Genomic DNA, 23,791 nt, shown 5'->3' with positions numbered 1-23,791 from the left:
AATATATCAAGTCGCGGTTGAGTATAACTTAATCGGTAAAATTAACTGCTCTCGTTGATGGCAAGCCCAGATCAGCTTATGCGTTTATTAAATCCGCACTTTAAATTGTGCACAATCCAATTTGCAGTTATGATAAAACTTAAAAGTATTATTATCGTTTTAGGAGTTGACCATGAGCCAAACATTTTATCAGCAAAGCGCAGTAGACATTCAAGGTAACACTGTATCCATGGATCAATTTAAAGATCATGTGGTATTGGTTGTTAACACCGCTAGCGAATGCGGCTTCACCCATCAATATAAACCCCTTGAGCACCTGTATCAGTTATATAAAGAGCAAGGTTTAGTGATATTAGGGTTTCCATGTAACCAGTTTGGCTCCCAAGAAAAAGGCGACGAAGCTACCATTAGCAAATTCTGTGAACTGAATTTCGGGGTTAGTTTTCCATTATTTAGTAAGGTGGACGTTAATGGCGCCAATGCCGCACCTATCTATCAGTTTCTTAAGTCTTCAGCTAAAGGGTTGCTGGGCAGCGAGTCAATTAAGTGGAACTTCACTAAATTCTTAATAGACAAAGAAGGCAAGGTGTTAAAGCGTTATGCACCGACCATGAAACCTGAAAATTTAGTAGAACAAATTGAGTATCTACTGAAAAAGTAATAGTTACCGCATTAAATCGACACTTAATGTATTTTTAATCTACTGATTTAATTGCATAAAAAAATTATTGATAAAAAATATAAAAAAATTGATGTTTTTTTGAACTATTTCACTTTGAGATGCTCATAGTATATAGACAGTGTTTTCACTTTCATCATCTCCCTGGGACTTCTAGCGCGGTCCCTTTGATCTCAAAGTGGATCAATAGGCAATCGTTTGATTGCCTTTTTTTATGGCGCTAATTTTTGATGAGACTGGTTTGTTAAAGCAAAGTTTATAAAGCACCCCTTAATCCTGACGATGTTCGCCATAAAAGAACAATAAAGGTTACCACAAAAACTCAATAAAAACAGATGCATAAAAATGTATCGCTTTCGATCATTCTAAATATTTAAAAAATAATAAATTTTATTGAACCATTTGCAGCTTAGCCTCTCTTAGTAATGTAGCTAGTCAGTAATAGGCTAACCCCTCATCAAGGTTATTTCGATACTGAGCTTTTATAGATTTAATCTCCCCAATTATTTCGCTACTCGAATTTGGTAACTCTTTTTCATCATCACTCCCAATTGGGACATTGCTAACACGCTAGCGCACCGTTAACAGTGACCCGCATAGAAATACTTCTGGCAATCCACTGGGTTGCCATTTTTTTTGCGCCAAGTTTATCTCAGCTTGAATATGACCTGAGATTAAACACCAATTCAAACTGCTGATTTAAAACTAAATTGCACTAATAAAATCCAATCAAGCCAGCTAGCCAGCTAGCCAGCCAAAAAAACTTTAAAATAATTTACCGCGGTAATGAACTTTTTTGAAATGAGCCACTCTGAGTAACTGTAGCAACGAGGTAATGTGCTTTTAAGGCGATGTTCACAAACTCTTCATCACAGTGACTGAATATCTAAATGACATTATCGCTAACCGAATTATGTTTTACCCGGTTTTCATTGTTCATCATCATCATCCCCCCATTTAGGGCATTGTTAATACGCTAGCGCATTATTAGCAAAACCCGCAAAGTAATACTTCTGGCAGCCCACTGGGTTGCCATTTTTTTTGCGCTAAATTTATTTCTTTGATTAAAATTATGGGTAAAAGCTGGAACAAGCTGACTGATTAAACCGCTAAATTGCAGTAATAAAATCCAATCAAACCAGCTAGCCAAAAAAATTTTAAAATAATTTACCGCGGTAATGAACTTTTTTGAAATGAGCCACTCTGAGTAACTGTAGCAACGAGGTAATGTGCTTTTAAGGCGATGTTCACAAACTCTTCATCACAGTGACTGAATATCTAAATGACATTATCGCTAACCGAATTATGTTTCACCCGGTTTTCATTGTTCATCATCATCCCCCATTTAGGGCATTGTTAATACGCTAGCGCATTATTAGCAAAACCCGCAAAGTAATACTTCTGGCAGCCCACTGGGTTGCCATTTTTTTGCGCTAAATTTATTTCTTTGATTAAAATTATGGGTAAAAGCTGGAACAAGCTGACTGATTAAACCGCTAAATTGCAGTAATAAAATCCAATCAAATCAGCTAGCCAAAAAAATTTTAAAATAATTTACCGCGGTAATGAACTTTTTTGAAATGAGCCACTCTGAGTAACTGTAGCAACGAGGTAATGTGCTTTTAAGGCGATGTTCACGAACTCTTCATCACAGTGACTGAATATCTAAATGACATTATCGCTAACCGAATTATGTTTTACCCGGTTTTCATTGTTCATCATCATCCCCCATTTAGGGCATTGTTAATACGCTAGCGCATTATTAGCAAAACCCGCAAAGTAATACTTCTGGCAGCCCACTGGGTTGCCATTTTTTTTGCGCCAAATTTATTTCTTTGATTAAAATTATGGGTAAAAGCTGGAACAAGTTGCTGATTCAAACTGCTGATTTAAAGCTAAATTGCAGTAATAAAATCCAATCAAACCAGCTAGCCAAAAAAACTTTAAAATAATTTACCGCGGTAATGAACTTTTTTGAAATGAGCCACTCTGAGTAACTGTAGCAACGAGGTAATGTGCTTTTAAGGCGATGTTCACAAACTCTTCATCACAGTGACTGAATATCGAATGACATTATCGCTAACCGAATTATGTTTTACCCGGTTTCATTGTTCATCATCATCCCCCATTTAGGGCATTGTTAATACGCTAGCGCATTATTAGCAAAACCCGCAAAGTAATACTTCTGGCAGCCCACTGGGTTGCCATTTTTTTTGCGCCAAGTTTATTTTCTTTGATTAGAGCTATGAGCAAAAGCTGGAACAAGCTGACTGATTAAACCGCTAAATTGCAGTAATAAAATCCAATCAAACCAGCTAGCCAAAAAAATTTTAAAATAATTTACCGCGGTAATGAACTTTTTTGAAATGAGTCACTCTGAGTAACTGTAGCAACGAGGTAATGTGCTTTTAAGGCGATGTTCACAAACTCTTCATCACAGTGACTGAATATCTAAATGACATTATCGCTAACCGAATTATGTTTTACCCGGTTTCATTGTTCATCATCATCCTCCATTTAGGGCATTGTTAATACGCTAGCGCATTATTAGCAAAACCCGCAAAGTAATACTTCTGGCAGCCCACTGGGTTGCCATTTTTTTTGCGCCAAGTTTATTTTCTTTGATTAGAGCTATGAGCAAAAGCTGGAACAAGCTGACTGATTAAACAGCTAAATTGCAGTAATAAAATCCAATCAAACCAGCTAGCCAAAAAAACTTTAAAATAATTTACCGCGGTAATGAACTTTTTTGAAATGAGCCACTCTGAGTAACTGTAGCAACGAGGTAATGTGCTTTTAAGGCGATGTTCACAAACTCTTCATCACAGTGACTGAATATCTAAATGACATTATCGCTAACCGAATTATGTTTTACCCGGTTTCATTGTTCATCATCATCCTCCATTTAGGGCATTGTTAATACGCTAGCGCATTATTAGCAAAACCCGCAAAGTAATACTTCTGGCAGCCCACTGGGTTGCCATTTTTTTAGCCATTGTTAATCAATAGCGCCGAGCTTCAAAGCTGCTGCATCAGTGCATCAAGTTGTACTTGCAGTGAAGGATGATAACCTGCCCTTGCCTGCTGAAATATCGCTAAAGCCTGTTGCTCATACCCGGCAATTAATAACTCGTTATAAAGCGGCTTAACAAACTTTGCTCGGCCAATATGACCTAAAAAGGCTGCAACCTTTGGCAGCACTATCTCATAGTTATTGCGGATGGCTACACTGTACCAGTCGCAGGCAAGCTCAGCATTTTGTGAACCCGAGAAGCCAAACACGCTATCAAGATCGGTAAGTTGTAGCTGCGTGAGTTGCAGCGGTAGCTGTTTGATAAAATACTGCCAATGATGCACTCGCCAACCAGCCACATTCAATTTAGCCGCACTGTCGCCCAGCTTTAATTGCTGCAATGCCAAATCCACTTTATCTAAGCTTGTGGATGTCGGCCCAACAAACCATTGGGGTAATCCTTCACCGTATACCCAAGTCATCAACTCTGATTCACTGATGGCCTCGGGATACTGCACAAGCAAGGTTTGCTTGGCATATTCAATAAAGGTTTCAGTGGTAATAGCTTGAAACTTAAAATGCTGCACATAATCAAATAAGAATTGATCAAAATCGTTACGGCCTAAGCGCGCTTCAAGTTCATGGACAAACATTGATGCCTTGTCATAGGTAAAGCGATTAAAAGCGTCATTGGCATCTTGTTGCTGCACATTAGCCGGCAATGTTTGCGCAGCTAATGGCATGGAGATCATTTCTTCTTTAAGGCGGCCAAACTCAATAACCCACTCAAGCTCCGCTTGCTCTTTGCCATAGATTTTTTCCACTAAACGATTAGTAAAGTAAGTGGTAAAGCCTTCATTGAGCCATAAATCTCGCCATGTGGCATTGCTGACTAAGTTGCCCGTCCATGAGTGAGCTAACTCATGGGCTACGGTAGACACTAAGCTTTTATCGCCCGCTATCAAGGTAGGAGTAATAAAAGCCAGTCGTGGATTTTCCATGCCGCCAAAGGGAAAGCTCGGCGGTAACACTATCATGTCATAGCGATCCCATGGATATGGGCCAAGCAAGGACTCAGCCGCTAATATCATCTCCTCGGTATCTTCAAACTCAGCCAACGCTTTGGCTAGCATCGCAGGTTCGGTATAAATACCGCAGCGGTCACTAATGGCCCCGTAAGCTAAATCTCCTACTGCCAGTGCTAGTAAATGGGTCGGAATGGGCTTTTCCATCTCAAACTGGAACACGCCATCAGCGGGCATAATGTCACTATTTGCCGCGCTCATCACTGCCCGTAAACCGTTATTGACCTTAACGGCAGCTGAAAAAGTAATACGCGCTTTGGGAGTATCTTGCAAAGGGATCCAACTGCGGGCATTAACCGGTTGAGATTGGCTAAAAAGATAAGGGACTTGTTTACCTAAGGTTTGCTCAGGCGTCAGCCATTGCAGCCCTTGCGCCTTTGGGGAGGTACGATAACTGATGGTCACTTGGTTGATGTCATCACCTACTGCAATGATAATCTTCTCGCCTTGTCGCTCATTGATATGCTCAATACTAAATTCAAGCAAGCGACCACTATTATCGGTAATGGTATCGATAATCAAATCCCGGCCATCTAGCACTAATTCATTACAGTCTTCACAGCGATTAAATTGCAGTGTCGCTTGAGCGACTAATTGCTGCTTATCAAAATCAACATCTAAGTTTAACTGTAAATGATGCACTTTTATCTGATCAGTATTTGCCACTGAATGATAATCACGATTATTGTCCCAAAGCTTGCGCATTTTGATATCCATTACTCCAAAAGTTCTAATGAGTACTGTATACCAATGGCCGCTTTTCATCGAGTATCACTGTGTATCTAGTAAACTTAACGCTCACTATTTGAAATAAAAAAGCCTCTTAAAAAGAGGCTTTTTAAAAAGAAGCAGTTTAGCTTACAGCTTAATACCTGCTTTTTGTAAATCTTTTGCTACAACACTACGTGGTAGTGGAACATAGCCATCTTTCTCAACAATTTGCTGACCCTGCAGCGATAACACGTAACGGATGAACTCACGATCCATTGGTGATAAGTCATTGTTAGGGTGCTTGTTAATGTAAACGTATAAGTAACGTGATAATGGGTAAGTCCCATTCGCTGCATTACCTGCAGTTGCTGCGATGTATTTAGTGCCTTTCTTTGAAAGCGCTACCGCTTTAACACCTGCAGTTTTGTAACCGATACCAGAATAACCGATAGCATTAAGACCTTGAGAAACTGATTGAACCACTGATGCTGAACCTGGTTGCTCATTAACGTTTGGTCTAAAGTCACCTTTACAAAGTGCTTTCTTTTTGAAGTAACCGTAAGTACCTGATACTGAGTTACGACCATATAATTGCACGTCTTTCTTAGCCCAGTTACCTTCTAGCCCAACATCGCCCCAACGCGTTACATCATCACCACCACACTTTTTAGTTGATGAGAAGATTGAATCGATTTGCTCGATGCTTAGCCCTTCAATTGGGTTATCTTTATGCACAAATACCGCTAATGCATCAATGGCTACACGAATAGCTGTCGGCGCGTAACCGTAATGCTTTTCAAATGCTTCAATTTCGTTTGGCTTCATTTGACGGCTCATTGGGCCGAACTGAGAAGTACCTTCAGTTAATGCTGGCGGCGCAGTAGAAGAACCAGCAGCTTGAATTTGGATATTTACGTTAGGGTAAATATGTTTAAAATCTTCAGCCCATAAGGTCATCATATTAGCTAAAGTATCTGAACCCACTGATGACAAGTTACCTGAAACACCACTGGTTTTTTCGTACACAGGTAATGTTTTATCAATGGCTGCCATAGATGTAGCTGAAAATACACCAGCTGCAGAAAAGGCGATAGCGCCAACTAGCTGTTTAAGTTTCATTTTTGTGCTCCGGTATTATAAGCGTTGTTATTTAAGACAGGCTCAGTATCAATGACGATGATGACAAGTCTATGACGCTAATGTGACAGCAGTATGACAATTAACACTTTTAACAATCACACCAAACACGTTCCAAAGCTAATTAATGGCAACCTTAAGCAGTTAAAAATCATGGTATTAGCTGAAAATCAGTTTATTTAAATTGCTTAATACAGCTAATTTTGACTATGAGTTATTTATTAAGCCTGCAGTTTTTACCTAACAAGTTAGGCTTTGTTGCAATAAAGACCAGCAAATAGTTTACAGACGCATCCGCAAGACCTTATAAAACCCGCTTCATGTAAGTTATTTGATACTGACCATTTTAAAGAAGCATTATTGTGGCTTAAAGAATCGGTTATTATGAACAATTCAAAGTCGTGATACCTAGTCCGCACCCAAATTAGACTGTTGATGCCTTTTTTGTATTTCCAAACTCCGTTTGGATTAACGTCGTGGGTTTTCCACCCACACCCAACCAAAAGGGTATCAACAGCATTACCCTCCATACTCTTTATTAATGAATTAGGCCCCGCCGCCCCTAACGAAAAATGCTGAAAAGCGCATGATTTTCGATGGGGATTTATCCAGCTTTTAACTTCGTTTGTTGCTAACTTCGGCCCCTGTTTATTATAAAGAGTGAAAATGCTAACGCTTCCGATGGTGAGTCTGAAGTAAATGGATTTACAAATGTCACGGTGGCATGGATGCTAAGGAGTGATCCTGCACCTCGAAAGCTATGCTCACATCCATGTGAGCATCACGCTATTTTCTTCAACGTCCTCAATTCAAATTGAGTTTTAGTCTTTTACTTTCTTAGATTTATAGATTGTCTAGCTTTTGATATTTGGCTTTTACTTGTTGCAATATAAAAAGCTAAATCGAAGAGATGAAAATTCCGGTGTAAGCGCGGCTGTGACCGTCCATGACAAGGACGTCATGGCCGAGCTTTCAGGGACGAACTTGCAGCGTGTCACAGTCGTGCTTGCACATAAGCCTGCGGCAGGCAATTGGTTAGATTGAAGTGATGGCCTGCTGTTACTGATCTAATATAAATGAAGTTTAAAGCTGGTGCTGGTAACTCGTTTATGCCCCAAAGTTTGCTAGAAACCAATCTAAACCATCACTTCTAATATCAATAACAGTGTCAATAAATTCTGCTACAACATACTTCCTCCAAATCGCAGCAGTACTGGCAAAAATACAGTTATAAGGGGAATCTAACTGTTTGCCATTCTTATCGAAGAAAAAATCAACAAAATTGGCATCGATAAATTTTAGGTTAAAAATTTAACTCATATTTTTCAATTATTTAAGTTTACTATTTTGAGTGATAATGGACCCGATAAATGTTCTTGATCAATTTTGCGGAGTGATTAACCCTAATGCGGGTCAACAAAAGTAGGTATTAGTCACTTTACATCAATAAGTTACGTGATAAGTTAGATGCAAAATTAATTATAATTAGAGATTTATCCGAGATACTGGATAAGTTAGCTGTTATGAATTTAAGGAAGTATTGTGCAAATATCAGAGTTATTGCAACTGTCAGTTTGGATTGACGAAAATATAAAAAAGCCTAAAATTTCCCCCAAGTACCAAGCCTTACAAGCAGGGATTCAGCAAAATGTTAGTGCCAGAAATAATCAACCTAAGCAACCGTTTGAAATCCAGAAACATGATCTTATTGATACGATTAAGGTCATAGATACAAGTGGATTAACCTATCAACAAGAAGATATGCTTGAGCACTTAAATATAACTCAAAATATTGGTGACGAGGGTGTTGATCGGATCGAGAGTATCTTGTATAAAAATTCACTTGATATTGCTACCGCAGCTGCCGAAGTGACTAAAATAACTCAAGAAATAAACGCAGCAATTCAAAAATCAGATCAAATAAAAGCTGCATTAATGCCATTAATAACAATCCCAGAAGAAGACGATATAGAAAAGGGAAGTGTTGTTATGAGGGTACATTTCCAAAATGAAGTTGGAATGGATAATGTTACAGACTTCAAAAAACTTGGTAATTCTTGGTGGGAAATTGGTCGCGGTATAGCTATGGCACATGACAGTGCCCCCGAAGATATAAAAGTTGTTGGAGCAAGCAAAGGATCAATAATTATTGAACTAGCGGTTGCAGTTGCAATAGCTACTACGGCAAGCACGATTATTCTTTCTGCGCTAAAGGTTGCTGACCGGGTACTAACAATAAGAAAAAAAGTTGAAGAAATTAAATCCCTAAAATTGAATAATCAAAAGTTAGAAATTGATTTAGCAAAAGAAGCTGATAAAGAGAAAAAAGAAGGTTTAGAAAAAATCACTAAAGAGATCTCCATCAAGTTAAATATTGAAGCTAACGGAGACGGTGAGAAAGTTAAAGTACTAGAGAAGTCAGTAAGAAATCTAATCGACTTTGTTGAAAAAGGTGGCGAAGTAGATTTTTTTACTGATGATGACCATGCAGAAGAACCTGAAATAAAAGTCTTGAAGCAAAACTTCGATGAAATTAAAAAATTAGAAAAACGAGTTTTAATGCTTGAGAGTAAAAATTCATCACAAGTTGCTTAAACGGACACAAACAGCTGGTTGTGCTCGTTCCTAGCCATTATAGCCAGATTTTTAGCCGCTTAGCAAAGCGCTAGGGCCAATCAAACATCGAGATAAAGTATGCATTTAGATTCTCTAGGAAAAAATTTACTTTCTTTACTGGTCGAAAAAATCCAAACAGCAGTTCCTGGACGGCCAGAGACCTATGTTGGTTACAAAGAATGCCATGATTTACTTGGTCTAACTCAAATGAGAGAGAAGTGGGGTGAAAGCTTAAAGCCACAAGGGCTCACTTCTTTAGCTGATTGGACTGAAATAAACAATAAGCCAGGGATTACTGGAATTATCATAAATCGTTCAACTTTAGAACCTGGCAAAGGGTACTTTAATCTTTTTGGTAAAGATGATGGTGATTATGCTTGGTGGGCTCAACAAGTTAAGGAATCGAAAGAATATGATTGGTCTCCATACCTCGATGAAGAATTTATTTTTATTCCATCTGATATTGAGGCTCCAGACCGAGAGGATATTATTACCTCGCGCATAATTCGTGATACGGCCCTTTCCTCTAAAGTAAAAGCTCTTCATGCTAGTCAGTGTCAGATATGCAAAATAATGGGTGGCTATGTATTAGTGGCCACGACTTCAAACTATTTAGCGTATTTCTCCACATAAAACGAAGCAATACATTTTTACATTTCTGAGTTAAACCCCTGCCCCAGCTTTACCTTTAATATGTCTGTATTAACATCAATTCACCCTAATCACAGCGCTACATTCCTTAGCGTTTAACAGCATCGAGATACCTTTATGTGGATAAAACTATAAACTAAAGCCCGTTATGTAAAGTTATTAAAGTTAAGTAAATTTTATTTTTGTTGGTTTTTTTATTGGTATTTTAAATATCCAAGCAACAATAATGACGACTTGATTTACCCTATTTTCGTTGTTGATAGCATCCAATAGACATAAAAAGGTTTCTATGAAAAAGATAATATTTGGTTTTTTTATGTTCAGTTCATTGCTAGCTGCTACTGCTCATGCAGCAGATCAATTAACGGCCACTATTATTGGTTCTGGTTCGCCTATCTATAATGAAAACCGTGCGAGCGCGAGTACGTTAATCTCTGCCGGAAACACTCATATATTGGTTGATATGGGTAATGGCACTCAAGCTAATTTGTCTAAACTCGGCGTTGATATTCGTCATTTATCTAGCCTACTTATTACCCATCATCATCTTGATCATAATGAAGAATTTGTACCCATGTTAATTCGTCTGTTACTAGGGCGAAATAACTTCACCATTGTTGGTCCACCCAATACGAAGAAACTCACGGAAACAAATTTGGATTTGTATGAAGCTGATATTACATATCGACTAGGCAAAACTAAGAGAAACCTTGCCGATCGTATCAAGGCTTTTGATGTTACAGATATACAAGGCGGAGAATCCTTTAAGGTCGGTGATATACAGGTCACCACGCTTCAAGTTCCACACACCATTCATACTGTTGCTTACCGCTTCGATTACAATGGCCAATCGATTGTCATTACTGGAGATCTGACTTATTCAGAAGCACTGCCCACCTTCGCGAGCAATGCAGATTATATGATTATCGATTCTGGCGGAATGGTAATGATAGGTGGACGGAATAAAAACAAAAAATCTAATGATCAAAGCATAAATAAAGGTTCGAACAACAAAAATAAAAAGAGCGGTAATAAAAAAAATCGTGCTCACCTTAATTTAAACGACTCCAGTACACTTGCCCAAAAAGCTAATGTCAAAAATCTGGTCTACACCCATTTTACTGCGGGGGAAGTTGATGCTGAAGCGAGCTTAAAAGAAATTCATAAAAATTATAGTGGTAATGTCATTTTCAGTGAAGATCTTATGGCCGTTAATACTGCAGTGAAGGAAAGCATAGTCAAAACATCACAAAAGATAGCTAGTTACCCAATCGTCGATACCGGACAAAGAAAATCCTACAGCAACAATGCAGTAATACCATTACCAGACAATGCCAATGATTTTTATGGTCAAGATGCCAGTTATAGCACTAACCCTCCTTCTTACACCGACAATAACAATGGCACTATCACCGATAATGTCACTGGTTTAATCTGGCAAAAACAGATGGGGGATAAACTGAGTTATGATGAAGCACTTTTAAAAATAAACACTCTAAAATTAGCAGGTTATGGTGACTGGCGAATTCCCACCATTAAAGAGCTCTATTCTCTCATTCAATTTACAGGCAGCGTTAAAGGAGAAAAAGCGCTCACCCCTTTCATCGACACCAGTTTCTTCAATCAACCTCTTGGTAATACTAAAGCTGGAGAACGAGAGATTGATGCCCAAACATGGTCGAGTACCGAGTATGTCGGCAAAACAATGAAAAGTGATGATACGGTTTTTGGGGTGAATTTTGTTGATGGCCGTATTAAAGGTTACCCAAAGTTTAATCCACGCACTAAAACGCCGAATAAAATGTACTTTAGGTTTGTGAGGGGAAATAAAGCCTATGGTAAAAACAACTTCATTGACAATAAGGATGGTACCACCACTGATTTGGCGACTGGTTTAACTTGGCAACAGACAGACAGTAACAAAGGTTTGAATTGGCAACAAGCACTGCAATATTCTGAGGATCTAACTTTAGCTGGCCATAGCGATTGGCGTTTACCAGATGCAAAAGAGTTACAAAGCATCGTGGATTATACCCGCTCACCTGAAACCTCTAATTCAGCGGCAATCGACCCGATTTTTTACACATCTTCGATAAAGAATGAATCTGGCGAAAAAGATTATCCTTATTACTGGAGTTCAACAACTCATCTTGATGGGCCAGTGCCAGAATCTGCAGCGGTTTATGTGGCCTTTGGTAAAGCCTTAGGTGAAATGCGTGGCATAACAATGGATGTTCATGGCGCGGGTTCTCAGCGCAGCGACCCTAAAACAGGTGCACCGATGTCTCGTGGGCCACAAGGCGATTTTATTCGAGTTGAGAATTATGTACGCAGTGTACGAGATGGCAATGTCGTTTTAGCGGCCCAAACATATGAGCAGCCTCTGACTGAATATATTAACGAATATGCAAGGGCAAGTAACCTGACGGGTTCAACGACTCAAAAACAAAACAACAAAATCAAAAGCAGTACTCAAAGTAATAAATTTATTAATCGATTTGATAAAGATGGCGATGCAAAAGTATCGGCTTCAGAGTTTAAAGCTGGCACAAAGCGCTTTAATCATTTTGATAAAAATAAAGATGGTTACATCACGGCAGATGAGGCACCTACTGGACCGCCTAAAAACACCAAGTAAAAGCATTACTGAATCGACTTATTATTGTGTTTTACAGAAAGGCTGTTGTTATCGACTTAACATAATATAGAGAAGTGATTAACCCGACAGGTTGTTTGAATTTGACCAGTACAGTTGATGATGATTTAGAATATTTAGACAAGCTATTCAAATTTAAAGGGAAGATAAAAAAGCCAGTAATACAAAGTAAACTTCGTATTACTGGCTTTTAAGGTCTGATAGCGAACTTAAGCTTAATTCAAGCTATTAGCACTATAATCTAACTGACATTATTTAACGTCATTAAGACTGACGGCGACGCCATAGCAGTGGCAATAATAATAGAAGCCCAGCTCCTAAACTGCCCGCGCTATAGTTTTCGCTCCAACCATCATCTAACGTGTTTGCCACATTGATACTGACAGAAGCACTTGTTTCTTCTTCCCCGTCACTCACAACAAGTTCAAACACTAATGCTTGATCTACTGAAACTTCTGGTGTTGTCAGATTTAGCACAAGACCCGTTGCAGTAAAATCAGTTTGAGCGCCTGAAACTTGTGTCCAGCTATAGGTTAAACCTGCAGGTTCATTAGCAATAGCCGCAGTGATAACGGTGTTCTCACCTTCATTTAGCTCAGTGTTTCCACTAAAGCTAATATCAAATGATAAAGGCACATTTTCGACCGTTACATTAACGACTTCGCTAGCCAGTCAACCACCCACTTGTTGGGGATTGAGGTCGGTAACTTGAGATGATGTTTTGCCAAATATGCCAGTAGTCTTGCTCGCCAGACTTTAGCCAGGTTAATAGGCGTTGAAAAATAAAGTGCCACCCATTGTTAATGGCAAACCTGCCCACCTTCTACTAGGCTTTGGTTAAGCATTAAACAAGGAGGTTATGATGCCGCGCCCTCGTAGAAGCCAAATTAGCCTAGAAGACACGTCTTATTATCATTGCTGTAGTCGCGTGGTTCGCCGCGCTTTCTTATGTGGTGATGATAAATACACAGGTAACAACTATGACCACAGACGGGGTTGGGTTGAATCACTTATTCTTGAACTGACAGACGTTTTTGCCATTGATGTGACGGCTTATGCGGTGATGTCTAATCATCTGCATGTGGTGTTACACATTGATATTGAAACGGTAAATAACTGGAGTGACCGTGATGTCATTGAGCAATGGCATAAGTTGTTTAAAGGGGACGGGTTAACCCAAAAGTTTGCTAAAGGTCAGCTCATTGAACCTCACGAGGTGACAAGGTTAAAGCACACCATCGCCATCTACAGAAGTCGCTTATGTGATATCTCATGGTTTATGCGCTGCTTAAATGAACCTATTGCCAGACAAGCCAATCAAGAAGATAACTGTTCAGGTCGTTTCTGGGAGGGCAGGTTTAAATCTCAAGCTTTACTCGATGAAGCCGCAGTTTTAGCCTGTATGGCGTATGTAGACTTAAATCCGATACGCGCCAATATGGCCGCCACACCAGAGCAATCAGACTACACCAGTATTCAACAGCGGATAAAAGCGGCAATTAAAGGTGAACAACCTAAAACCTTGCTGCCATTTATAGGCAATGAACGCGCTAACCAACCCAAAGGCATCGCATTTTCATTACAGGATTACCTTGAGTTAGTGGATGATACAGGCCGAGTAATTCGTGATGATAAGCGCGGCGCTATCAGCCAAAGCACCGCTAAATTACTCACAAGGCTTAATATCCCACAACAAAACTGGCTTAAAATCACTACCGAGTTTGGGCAGTTATTTCATGGCCCAGTAGGTTCACTGCAAGAGCTGACTCAATACTGTGAGCATCTACAAAAGCGACGACGGTATTTCGCTACAAGCTGCCAGTATTTTCATTAAGCTGATGCATTCAACTGTTTCCCTCTGAACCGATATCACCAAAGTTAAACACTCAATAACCATCATCCTTGGATGGTTGCAAAATGACGGCTTAAAAACGGTAAATTAAGCCGAAAACGCCCAAATATCATCATTATCAACCTTCCAAGCCCACCACCAAACGGCACAGGCTACTTAATGAAGCGTGTTCACTTGTACATCGTTGCAAAGGTCGTTATGTTATTGATTAACAATGGCTGTCTTATTTGTTTTAAAATGCTAACGCTTCCGATGGTGAGTCTGAAGTAAATGGATTTACAAATGTCACGGTGGCATGGATGCTAAGGAGTGATCCTGCACCTCGAAAGCTATGCTCACATCCATGTGAGCATCACGCTATTTTCTTCAACGTCCTCAATTCAAATTGAGTTTTAGTCTTTTACTTTCTTAGATTTATAGATTGTCTAGCTTTTGATATTTGGCTTTTACTTGTTGCAATATAAAAAGCTAAATCGAAGAGATGAAAATTCCGGTGTAAGCGCGGCTGTGACCGTCCATGACAAGGACGTCATGGCCGAGCTTTCAGGGACGAACTTGCAGCGTGTCACAGTCGTGCTTGCACATAAGCCTGCGGCAGGCAATTGGTTAGATTGAAGTGATGGCCTGCTGTTACTAATCTAATATAAATGAAGTTTAAAGCTGGTGCTGGTAACTCGTTTATGCCCCAAAGTGAGTTTAAAGTTGGTATATTTTGAGGTAAAGCCTGTAGCATTCCCCCTCAAAAAAATATTATCACCTCCAATAGAATGGCCTGGTTTACTATGCAACTACACAACAACTCGTGCTGGCTTGGAGATATTGCTACTGCAAGCACCAAATAGCTCGTAAGTGGTTTGTGCTCATTGGAGGCGTAATATGACCTTCTTCAAAAAGCTCATAGCCATAGTGTTCACCACTAAACTTAAAAGTTTCTTTCTTACTCGAATCAGACGTTTCGATTTGGTAGTTAGGGAAGCCTGGCTTACCTTCCGCGAGCATACCAAGCAAACCAAATCGTACATTAACGTCCATACCCCAATTGTTGGCATATTGATGCATTTGATGAATCAATCTCTCTGCGAAGACAGCTGGGATTTGGATTAACCCAAGCAATACTTTTGTGTCGATATCAAACTCAGATATGAAGGGCGTAAGTAAACTAATTCGGTGATCAACAATCTGGTTTTCTAACTCAGACTTAATCTTCTCGTGCGACTCCCCACTAGTGTCGAAAACAACATCTTTCCCAAACTTAGCACGTCCCTTACCATTTCTGATAACAACAGAAAAGCCACAAAATTGGTAATTGAATTCTTTTTCTTTCATTGAAATCTCTCTTTTTTGGTAATTCAAATTTTTATTGAAAATTAATCCGTTACAAAATATTAATCCAGTGGTGATTTGGAGTGTCTAGATGTCTATTGGAGCCAGGATTAGACACTATACTAGATCGATATTTTGACACATTCTTTAGTGGCCTATGCACATGGCCGCACAATAACCATCGTGGCGTTATGGCACCGAGCCTGAGACAAGATTTTAAATCTTCTGAACCCCAATCAACACGGTCTTGTAGTGCTGTTTTTAGACCTGATGGTGGCTCATGATGCAATAAAACGGCACAATCACTGAAGCGCTCTATGTTTTCACATTGGTAAGGGATACAACCAAACTTAACGCCATTTAGCTTAAATTGACTATTGTCACCAAGGATATTAGGAATTGAGTTAAGCCAGTCATGGTCAGCGTCCGATTCATCATCTAACGGATTGTCGTGATTACCACTGCAAACAAATACAGGGATAGGGATTTGACTTAGCCACTTTCGTAACCATGTCACTTGAGCTGCTAATGTGGTTGAGCACTCAAGCCTATCATCAAGAAAGTCACCAGTAATGCACAGCACATCGGCTTCATTGGATTGCTTTGCCACCCACTCGCATTGAACCTTGTGAAAATGTAAGTCAGTCACATGCAAAATTCTCAAAATTCCCCCTCCGAATTACTACTTCACCAAACTTACTAAGTGTGATCAGACTTGGTTACTTAGCTTTGTAAGTAGATGCCGCTGAAAATATTTGCTGACGGTCTTCACTTGCTCTCAACTTGGTCTTGTTGTCATTGAGCTGATACTTATCAAGTTTATTGCAAAGCATATACTTAACAAGAGAACCTGTTAACTGTTTGAATCGATTTTGACGTTGGACATCTTGCCCACTATCAGGTTTAAAAATATCAAGCTTTAAGAGCTCCGGAGTAATGGACTCCAAGGGCGTTTTGCCTAGATATATCGCGGTTTCCATTCTAACGATGTTAGTTGGATCTTTTATGCACGACCAAATATCTTGGCCATCTTGCTCTTCAAATAAAGCGATGAACGAACGATGTAAATAGTTGGTAACTTGACTAGACATGAGATGTACTCCTTTGTGATTTGAATTAAGGTTACATAACAATTGCGACAGTGTCAATATGCCCAGGCGTCAACTTGACACTGAGAGTATAAATTGTTGTTCCGTTAAGATAAAAAAAAGGCATAGGAATGGGCGATAAGGACTACCATCGTCATACATTTCCTAATCTGAACTTCCTAATTTAGAGTCAATGTTCTAACACATTTCTGTCCAAAGGTATGCTGGCGGTAGCATGTAACGCAAAAATGCCCTCAATGAAATGAATTCTATTGCTTGAAAGTCGTGCGCCACTGAACCGGCGATACATGAAAAGCAGATTTAAAGTGCTTTCTAAATACACTGTCAGAGCCAAAACCCGCTTGCTCTGCAACTTGAGGTATCGATAGTTTCGTGGTTTCTAATAGACGTTGGCTAAACACCAAACGTCGATTTTGCAGCCATTCACCAAATGTACAACCATAGGTGGATTTAAACTGGCGTGTAAAGGTACGTTTACTCATCGCACAGCGCTCAGCGAGTTCATCTAGTGAATGAGACTGATTGAGACTCTGCTCAACCTGCTCAATCACAAGGTTAATACTTGTCTCTGTGAGGGGTTTTATGTTGACTGGTGCTGGTATGTATTGTTGCTGCCCACCATTACGAGATGGTGCAGTCACCATCTTACGAGCGAGATCATTCGCAAGCTCACTACCACACAAACGGCGCACTATGTGCAGACAGCAATCGAGTGAAGCTGCTACTCCAGCAGAGGTGATGATAGTCTCATGTTCAACAAATAGAGGGTTTGGGTCAAAATTCACCTTAGGAAATTGCTGCTGAAATTGTTCGGTAAATGCCCAGTGGCTTGTGGCTCGTTTGCCATCGAGAACGCCAGCACACGCGAGAACATAAGAACCAAGGCAGAGCCCTACCAGCAACTTCCCTTTATCATGATGATCTATTAACGCCTCTAGAAGTCGCTCACTTGGCTCTGGCAGGTCATTTGGCCAGCTTGGAATAATTATAATATCGGCTTCTTGGGTAGCACTTAGATCGCTATCGACCACCACACCAAATCCAGAGCTTGTTTCAAACCGCAAGCTGTTTTCGCTACAGGTCCTCAAGTTAAACCGAACCGGCTGACCGAAAAAGATATCTTGAAACACCAGACAGGGCACAGAGAGATGAAAAGCACTGATGCCTTCGAAGGCTATCATAGTAATTTTAATTAACTCGCTTGATTTGTTCATGAGTGTCTCGATTTGCGCGAACGTTGACTTTCAAGACAGTATCATAAGAAGTCGGAAAGTAGCATACTAAATCGTATAGAGAACATGACTTCTTAGTGAGTTTAGAGAGGCATTATGAAGATCCACCACCTACGTAGCGCAACTTTTATCATTGAATCTGGCGAAACATTTATCCTTATTGATCCTATGTTGGGGAAAAAAGGCTCTATGCCTCCGTTTTCAGTCATTAAGGCTAAGGCCGCGAAAAATCCAACCGTTGAGATGCCAAGTAATGCCGATGAGCTACTAAACAAGGTTACTCATACCTTAATTACTCACAGTCAAACACTTGGTATCAAGGCATTACAACATGGAGATCACCTAGAACCGGCAGGTGAGACGTTTTTAACAAGTCGTAATATCCCAGTTGCGACACCAGCCAAAGATAAGGCTTACCTAGAAAAATACGACTTAACGGTAAATTGGGGAATTGAAGACTGGCAAACTATCGACTTTCTAGACGGAAAGCTCACCGCGGTTCCGGCTTTGCACGGCCATGGATGGATTCACAAGGTAATGGCTAATGGTGTTGGATTTTTCTTGGCGCTCCCCAATGAGCCTTCTATTTACATTAGCGGTGATACAGTTCTAACCGATGATGTAAAACGAGCGTTGACTGAGTTGAAACCTGATATCACAGTAGTCGCGGCAGGTCGTGCTCGTATGGACGTTGGTCAACCGTTATTGATGTCTATTGATGAGGTCATGGAGTTTATTCGCCTTTCCCCTAATAAGGTGGTTGCGAACCATATGGAGGCACTCAATCACTGTGCAGTGACTCGACCAATTCTTAAAGAAGCAATTGATAAAAACGGTTTGTCAGATAAAGTCCTTATTCCTGCTGATGGTGAGACCTTGGAGTTTTAGATACCTGAACTAATCCGATGACTCTCGATTTAAGTAAATAATCTAAATGATTTTTGTCCAAAAGCTTGTCAGAACCAGCAATTTACCAGCTATCACAACAAGTCACACAAACAAAAAAGCAGACATTGATGTCTGCTTTTTTAATGCTAAAAATTTAGGGGAAAGTCATTACCCCTTAATCACCAAATGTGCTGGAATAATAAAGCTAAAACAACTGCCCTTTTCTAACTCACTGGTAATGTGCAACTCACTGTAATGATGATTAAGCGCATGCTTTACAATCGCTAGCCCTAAACCACTACCACCAGTTTTACTGGAGCGGGCATTATCAACCCGATAAAAACGTTCGGTTAAGCGGCTTATATGATGTGGCGCTATCCCAAGGCCGGTATCGGTTACGCTAAATTTAGCGCCGCTTGGGACTAACTCCCAGCGAATGGTAATTTTGCCGCCTGGCTCTGTGTAACGAATCGCATTTGAAATCAAGTTAGTACAGGCGCTTCGCAATTGCACTTCGTTACCGTGACAATTTAAATTATCCTCACAAATGAACTCAAGCTGGTATTGATCCATTGCCAATGCCGAGGCTTCATCTTTTAAAATATCCAACATGACCTGCATATTGATGGTTTTTTCTAAATCAATATCAGCCCCATCTTCAATACGCGATAACACTAATAACTGCTCCACCATTGATTGCATTCGCCTAGTTTGCTGCTGCATCAATTTAAGTGGCTTATGGTTCATGCTGTCAGGCTCTTCCATGCTTTGCATGATCTCAAGATAACCTTGCAGTACGGTAAGCGGGGTTTTTAGCTCATGGGATACATTAGCAACAAACTCTTTGCGCATACCCTCTAACTGATTAATGCGGGTAATATCACGGGCAATCAGTAGCATCTGTCTGTCGCCATAGCTCATTAAGCGTATTTCTAATAAGCGTTGATCCGATAGTGGTGAGGGTAGCTCTAATGGCTCGTTAAATTTACCAGACTTAAGGTAGGCCGAAAAATCAGGATGACGGATGAGGTTATCAATGCGTTGACCGCTATCTTGGGGCCAAACAAAACCCAGCAGCAGTTGCGCCAGTTTGTTACACCATAAAATATTGAGTTCAGAATCAAGTACGACCGCAGCATCTGGTAAGGCTTCAGCACCTTGCCTAAAGCGGCCTAAAATTGACGCTAACTGGCCAACTCGGCGACGATTTTTACCTTGCAGGCGGTATATGCCATTGAAAATACCTTCCCAACTGCCAGTGCCTTGAGGTGGAGTGAGTTTGCGGTCTTTCCAAAGCCAGTAATTTAAGCGGGTAATTTGGCGGTAATGCCAGCCTAAAAGGGCAATACAACCGACAATAATACTCATATAAACTTGATTGATGATCATGCCTATGATGGCAAAAATCAACAAGATCCCCACAAGGCGAAGGAGAAGTCTGGACCCTGAGTAAGCTCGAAACATAAGCGGCCTAATTATGATGGTAAAAAATCTTAAGCAGATTTTTTACCGTATTGTCGGTCGAAAAATAATGGTTCACAAGATAACTTAAAACCATGTTACTGACTATAGCCAAGCCGTTGAATTACACTTAAATTACTGTAAATAAATAACAATATTTACATTTACCTAAACAACAAAAGTGAAATACAACAGTATATTAGGCTTTGGCTGATAGTGAGTAATTACATTCTGGTTGAAAAACGATATCCCGCACCGCGAACGGTTTGAATCAGTTTATCATGGCCTGAGTCTTCAACGGCTTTGCGTAAGCGGCGTATATGGACATCGACAGTGCGATCTTCAACATAGACGTTGGTGCCCCACACATTGTCTAATAGCTGTTCACGGCTATAGACACGTTCAGGGTGAGTCATGAAAAAGTGCAGTAACCTAAACTCGGTTGGGCCCATTTCTAGCACTGACTCACCAACAGAGACACGATGGCTTACCGGATCTAATTGTAACCCTTGCACATCGATAAGCTCTTCAAGTCGTGTTGGCGCACTACGGCGTAACACAGCCTTAATACGTGCCACTAACTCTTTTGGTGAAAACGGTTTAGTAATGTAATCATCTGCACCGACTTCTAATCCCTTAACCTTATCTTCTTCTTCACCGCGAGCGGTTAACATGATGATAGGAATTTGACGAGTAAACTCATCTTGCTTTAAACGCTTAGCTAATTGTATTCCACTTCCACCTGGGAACATCCAGTCTAATAAAATCAGATCTGGATAAGGTTCTTGCAGTAGGTCTATTGCTGAATCAAAATCTTCAGCAGCCGTTGTAGTAAAGCCGTGTTGTTCCATAACAAATGTCAGCATTTCTCGAATGGCTGACTCATCTTCTACAATTAAAATCTTAGCTGTCATAATATTATCTGTGAGTAGTTTGCCGCGTTAGTATTATTGGTCAGTTTTATTACAGAAATATGATCTCAAGGCCCTAAATGGAATTAAAATCATATTTTTGTCATAAATCTATCACGCTACGCCATAATTAATGTATTGAAAAACACAAAGGAGGCGATATGCCTCCTTTGTTATGTATCACACATTTTCGGTTAAACCGCTTTTAATAAAGCGATACTTAGAACTTGTGTTCGATACCTACAGCAAAGTAACTTTCGTCGATTGAGATATCCATATCATTACCATCTGCATCTTCCACTGTACCCATTGAAGTACGGTCAGTGTAGAAAGCAAATAACTTCGTTGGCTTACCTAGTGAGTAATCTGCGCCAATTGACCATGAATCGCCTTTATCTTCCATGTCTTGGTATTGGGCTTTTAGGGTCACGCTGTCAATTTTATAAGCAGCGCTGAGTAAGTAGCCATCTTTGCTATCACCGCTATCGACTTTTTCTTCTTGTTGGTACATACCGCCAAGTACAAAACCTGCGACTTTACCTTGTACTGTACCACGAACAATATCATAACCTGCAACTTCAGCATCATAGGCAACCGATGCATAAATTGGGGTTTTCTTCAGCCCTGAGTCACCGTACATTGCAGCGATACTGAAACCATCCTCATCTGCTTGCTTACTGTCACCTGATGCAGCGTAAGTCACGCCCGCTTGGAAGTCACCAAACTTAGGCGTTAAGTAAGTTGCGGTTTCTGCTATACGGTTTTCACCAGCAAATAAGTTTTTCAAATCGCCTGAGTAATCACCAAACTGGTCGACTTTGCCCTGCGACTTTTTCAGCATAGTGTCGTTACGGCCCACCGCGAATGAACCAAAGTCGCCTTTTAGGCCAACAAACTGATTACGGGCTTTGAAGTTGTTTGAGCTGTCTGAGTCAGTTGCCACTTCATATTCGATAGTATAAAACGCTTCTAAAGAACTATTTAATTCGAAAGCGCCTTTCACACCAAATCGTGATGCATTGCTTTGCACTCGTGTTTCTGAACCTGAACCGTCATCATTTGATTGAATTGAAACATTGAGCTTACCGTAAATTTCAAGTGGCTCTGCCGCTTGAGCGGTTGAAAGCGTGGCAGCAGCAATAGCAGAAGCAACTAGCGTTTTATAAAAAGTGTTCATCATTTCATCCTTTAGACTTAATAGTTGGTGTTTTACACCTTTTTCTGTGCAGCTAATCAGTTGGAACGAGCAGAAACCTGCTACCTAATAGCTTGGGAACGAGGCGAATATTGCACACCTTTTGTTGCAGAAATATTTCAAAACAGGACTTTTATTTAGAACAAACTAATTCAATTACAAAACAAGACAATCAACACGCTGAAAAGTAAGGAAAATATCAATTAAAAGTGATTTATGACAATTTGATGAATTCTGCCATAGCGACAATCATGCAGATTGGGAATGATGGTTTACCCCAGCGCCACGATACCGTAAACTGCATTTTTAATTTTCGAAGAGTGTCTTTCATGTGGTTTAAAAATCTCACCCTATATCGTTTTAATAAGCCTTTCAGTACCGATACAGAGGCACTTGAAACAGCATTAGCTGACTTCACCTTTTCGCCATGCTCAAGCCAAGACATCAGTAAGTTTGGCTTTTCAAATGCATTGGGCAAAAAAGGCCAAGCGTTAGTTCACAGCGCTGAAAACCGTCATTTAATTTGTGTCACTAAAGAAGAAAAGATCCTGCCTGGCCAAGTGATCAAAGAAGCGCTTGATGAAAAAGTAGCGTTAATAGAAGATCAAGAAAGCCGCAAAGTGACCAAGAAAGAAAAAGATGCGATGAAAGAAGAAATAACCATGACGCTATTGCCTCGTGCTTTTTCTCGTCGTAGTCAAACCCATGCGTTAATCATGCCTGAGTTAGAAATGATTTTAGTGGACAGCTCAAGCGCCACTAAAGCTGAAGAATTATTAGCTTTATTACGCAAAGCCTTAGGCAGCCTACCGGTTGTGCCGCTGCACTTTACTACGCCAGTTGAAACCACGTTAACCGAATGGTTAAGAAACGGCGCATCACCACAACCTTTTGAAATGCAAGATGAAGCTGAGCTTAAGTCTGATTCAGATGAAGGCGGCATTGTGCGCTTTAAGCAGCAAGTACTGCAAGAAGATGAAGTATTAGCCCATTTAGCGACCGGCAAACAAGTACATAAACTGTCATTGCATTTTGCTAAGTCGATTGCGTTTTTATTACAGTCTGATGCCAGCGTTAAGCGCCTTAAGTTCTCTGAAGAATTTAGAGCTGCTACCGATGATGTGGGCACAGAAGATCCCTTGGCGAAACTGGATGCCGATTTTGCATTAATGGGCGGCGAGCTAGTCGCATTTATTAATGCGATGAAACAGGCATTAGGGCCTATTGAAGAAAATATCTAAATTTGTAACTTCACTTTAGTGGTTTAATCAA

Annotated in this window: 17 protein-coding genes; 7 read left to right on the top strand and 10 right to left on the bottom strand. The window is 40.2% G+C overall.

Going from position 1 to position 23,791, the window contains the following annotated elements:
- Positions 1-172: 172 nt before the first annotated feature.
- Positions 173-661, top strand: coding sequence for a glutathione peroxidase (locus tag BCU57_RS02370; protein WP_102440660.1), 489 nt, complete (start codon positions 173-175; stop codon positions 659-661).
- Between the two features lie 3,036 nt (positions 662-3,697).
- Here the strand turns inward: BCU57_RS02370 and BCU57_RS02365 are convergent.
- Positions 3,698-5,482 (bottom strand): M1 family metallopeptidase, encoded by a 1,785-nt coding sequence (locus tag BCU57_RS02365; protein WP_198589994.1) that lies wholly within the window; start codon positions 5,480-5,482, stop codon positions 3,698-3,700.
- Positions 5,483-5,635: 153 nt separating this feature from the next.
- Positions 5,636-6,607 (bottom strand): PstS family phosphate ABC transporter substrate-binding protein, encoded by a 972-nt coding sequence (locus BCU57_RS02360; protein ID WP_102440693.1) that lies wholly within the window; start codon positions 6,605-6,607, stop codon positions 5,636-5,638.
- Between the two features lie 1,560 nt (positions 6,608-8,167).
- On the opposite strand from BCU57_RS02360, the gene BCU57_RS02355 reads away from it, so the two are divergent.
- From BCU57_RS02355 to BCU57_RS02345, 3 genes are all read left to right on the top strand, one after another.
- Positions 8,168-9,220 (top strand): hypothetical protein, encoded by a 1,053-nt coding sequence (locus tag BCU57_RS02355; RefSeq protein WP_102436793.1) that lies wholly within the window; start codon positions 8,168-8,170, stop codon positions 9,218-9,220.
- A 99-nt stretch (positions 9,221-9,319) separates the two neighbouring features.
- Positions 9,320-9,874 carry a hypothetical protein gene (locus BCU57_RS02350; protein ID WP_413211388.1) on the top strand — a complete coding sequence of 185 codons (555 nt, stop codon included), beginning with the start codon at positions 9,320-9,322 and terminating at the stop codon, positions 9,872-9,874.
- A 307-nt stretch (positions 9,875-10,181) separates the two neighbouring features.
- Entirely contained in the window at positions 10,182-12,530 is a 2,349-nt protein-coding gene (locus BCU57_RS02345; RefSeq protein ID WP_133126587.1) for a DUF1566 domain-containing protein, read from the top strand.
- A 282-nt stretch (positions 12,531-12,812) separates the two neighbouring features.
- On the opposite strand, the gene BCU57_RS02340 is transcribed toward BCU57_RS02345, so the two are convergent.
- The gene (locus BCU57_RS02340) at positions 12,813-13,184 is read right to left on the bottom strand and encodes a PKD domain-containing protein (protein ID WP_102435792.1); all 372 of its coding nucleotides are present in this window, start codon (positions 13,182-13,184) and stop codon (positions 12,813-12,815) included.
- A gap of 226 nt (positions 13,185-13,410) precedes the next feature.
- Between BCU57_RS02340 and BCU57_RS02335 the strand changes: the two genes are divergently transcribed.
- Positions 13,411-14,382, top strand: coding sequence for a transposase (locus BCU57_RS02335; RefSeq protein ID WP_102435790.1), 972 nt, complete (start codon positions 13,411-13,413; stop codon positions 14,380-14,382).
- A gap of 840 nt (positions 14,383-15,222) precedes the next feature.
- Here the strand turns inward: BCU57_RS02335 and BCU57_RS02330 are convergent.
- The 4 genes from BCU57_RS02330 to BCU57_RS02315 all read right to left on the bottom strand — a co-directional run bounded on the left by BCU57_RS02330 (position 15,223) and on the right by BCU57_RS02315 (position 18,046).
- Positions 15,223-15,726: a hypothetical protein gene (locus tag BCU57_RS02330; RefSeq protein ID WP_102439544.1), complete on the bottom strand. Its 504-nt coding sequence runs from the start codon at positions 15,724-15,726 to the stop codon at positions 15,223-15,225.
- Positions 15,727-15,775: 49 nt separating this feature from the next.
- On the bottom strand, positions 15,776-16,387 hold the full coding sequence (locus BCU57_RS02325) for a metallophosphoesterase family protein (protein WP_157936444.1): 612 nt from the start codon (positions 16,385-16,387) through the stop codon (positions 15,776-15,778).
- Between the two features lie 55 nt (positions 16,388-16,442).
- Positions 16,443-16,814 (bottom strand): hypothetical protein, encoded by a 372-nt coding sequence (locus tag BCU57_RS02320; protein WP_102439542.1) that lies wholly within the window; start codon positions 16,812-16,814, stop codon positions 16,443-16,445.
- Positions 16,815-17,080: 266 nt separating this feature from the next.
- On the bottom strand, positions 17,081-18,046 hold the full coding sequence (locus BCU57_RS02315; RefSeq protein WP_102439541.1) for a GlxA family transcriptional regulator: 966 nt from the start codon (positions 18,044-18,046) through the stop codon (positions 17,081-17,083).
- Between the two features lie 114 nt (positions 18,047-18,160).
- On the opposite strand from BCU57_RS02315, the gene BCU57_RS02310 reads away from it, so the two are divergent.
- Positions 18,161-18,952 (top strand): MBL fold metallo-hydrolase, encoded by a 792-nt coding sequence (locus BCU57_RS02310; RefSeq protein WP_102439540.1) that lies wholly within the window; start codon positions 18,161-18,163, stop codon positions 18,950-18,952.
- 168 nt (positions 18,953-19,120) lie between these two features.
- Here BCU57_RS02310 and phoR read toward each other — a convergent pair whose 3' ends face one another.
- The 3 genes from phoR to BCU57_RS02295 all read right to left on the bottom strand — a co-directional run bounded on the left by phoR (position 19,121) and on the right by BCU57_RS02295 (position 22,504).
- Complete coding sequence (gene phoR / locus BCU57_RS02305; protein ID WP_102439539.1) at positions 19,121-20,416, bottom strand: phosphate regulon sensor histidine kinase PhoR; 1,296 nt, start codon at positions 20,414-20,416, stop codon at positions 19,121-19,123.
- A 221-nt stretch (positions 20,417-20,637) separates the two neighbouring features.
- Positions 20,638-21,327, bottom strand: a complete 690-nt coding sequence (phoB, locus tag BCU57_RS02300) for a phosphate regulon transcriptional regulator PhoB (protein WP_102439538.1) — start codon at positions 21,325-21,327, stop codon at positions 20,638-20,640.
- 217 nt (positions 21,328-21,544) lie between these two features.
- On the bottom strand, positions 21,545-22,504 hold the full coding sequence (locus tag BCU57_RS02295; protein WP_102439537.1) for a porin: 960 nt from the start codon (positions 22,502-22,504) through the stop codon (positions 21,545-21,547).
- A 344-nt stretch (positions 22,505-22,848) separates the two neighbouring features.
- Between BCU57_RS02295 and rdgC the strand changes: the two genes are divergently transcribed.
- Positions 22,849-23,760 (top strand): recombination-associated protein RdgC, encoded by a 912-nt coding sequence (rdgC, locus tag BCU57_RS02290; RefSeq protein ID WP_102439550.1) that lies wholly within the window; start codon positions 22,849-22,851, stop codon positions 23,758-23,760.
- Positions 23,761-23,791: the final 31 nt, after the last annotated feature.

This window comes from Shewanella sp. 10N.286.48.B5, from assembly GCF_002874355.2.
Lineage (GTDB): Bacteria > Pseudomonadota > Gammaproteobacteria > Enterobacterales > Shewanellaceae > Shewanella.
The sequence above is the reverse complement of the archived record's forward strand: the minus strand, read 5'-3'. Positions and strand labels throughout refer to the sequence as shown.

What these genes read in the sequence shown, in the direction of transcription:
- BCU57_RS02370 (WP_102440660.1), top strand. Translation starts at nt 173, where the DNA reads ATGAGCCAAACATTTTATCAGCAAAGCGCAGTAGACATTCAAGGTAAC.
- BCU57_RS02365 (WP_198589994.1), bottom strand. Translation starts at nt 5,482, where the DNA reads ATGCGCAAGCTTTGGGACAATAATCGTGATTATCATTCAGTGGCAAAT.
- BCU57_RS02360 (WP_102440693.1), bottom strand. Translation starts at nt 6,607, where the DNA reads ATGAAACTTAAACAGCTAGTTGGCGCTATCGCCTTTTCTGCAGCTGGT.
- BCU57_RS02350 (WP_413211388.1), top strand. Translation starts at nt 9,320, where the DNA reads ATGCATTTAGATTCTCTAGGAAAAAATTTACTTTCTTTACTGGTCGAA.
- BCU57_RS02345 (WP_133126587.1), top strand. Translation starts at nt 10,182, where the DNA reads ATGAAAAAGATAATATTTGGTTTTTTTATGTTCAGTTCATTGCTAGCT.
- BCU57_RS02335 (WP_102435790.1), top strand. Translation starts at nt 13,411, where the DNA reads ATGCCGCGCCCTCGTAGAAGCCAAATTAGCCTAGAAGACACGTCTTAT.
- BCU57_RS02330 (WP_102439544.1), bottom strand. Translation starts at nt 15,726, where the DNA reads ATGAAAGAAAAAGAATTCAATTACCAATTTTGTGGCTTTTCTGTTGTT.
- BCU57_RS02320 (WP_102439542.1), bottom strand. Translation starts at nt 16,814, where the DNA reads ATGTCTAGTCAAGTTACCAACTATTTACATCGTTCGTTCATCGCTTTA.
- BCU57_RS02315 (WP_102439541.1), bottom strand. Translation starts at nt 18,046, where the DNA reads ATGAACAAATCAAGCGAGTTAATTAAAATTACTATGATAGCCTTCGAA.
- BCU57_RS02310 (WP_102439540.1), top strand. Translation starts at nt 18,161, where the DNA reads ATGAAGATCCACCACCTACGTAGCGCAACTTTTATCATTGAATCTGGC.
- phoR (WP_102439539.1), bottom strand. Translation starts at nt 20,416, where the DNA reads ATGTTTCGAGCTTACTCAGGGTCCAGACTTCTCCTTCGCCTTGTGGGG.
- phoB (WP_102439538.1), bottom strand. Translation starts at nt 21,327, where the DNA reads ATGACAGCTAAGATTTTAATTGTAGAAGATGAGTCAGCCATTCGAGAA.
- BCU57_RS02295 (WP_102439537.1), bottom strand. Translation starts at nt 22,504, where the DNA reads ATGATGAACACTTTTTATAAAACGCTAGTTGCTTCTGCTATTGCTGCT.
- rdgC (WP_102439550.1), top strand. Translation starts at nt 22,849, where the DNA reads ATGTGGTTTAAAAATCTCACCCTATATCGTTTTAATAAGCCTTTCAGT.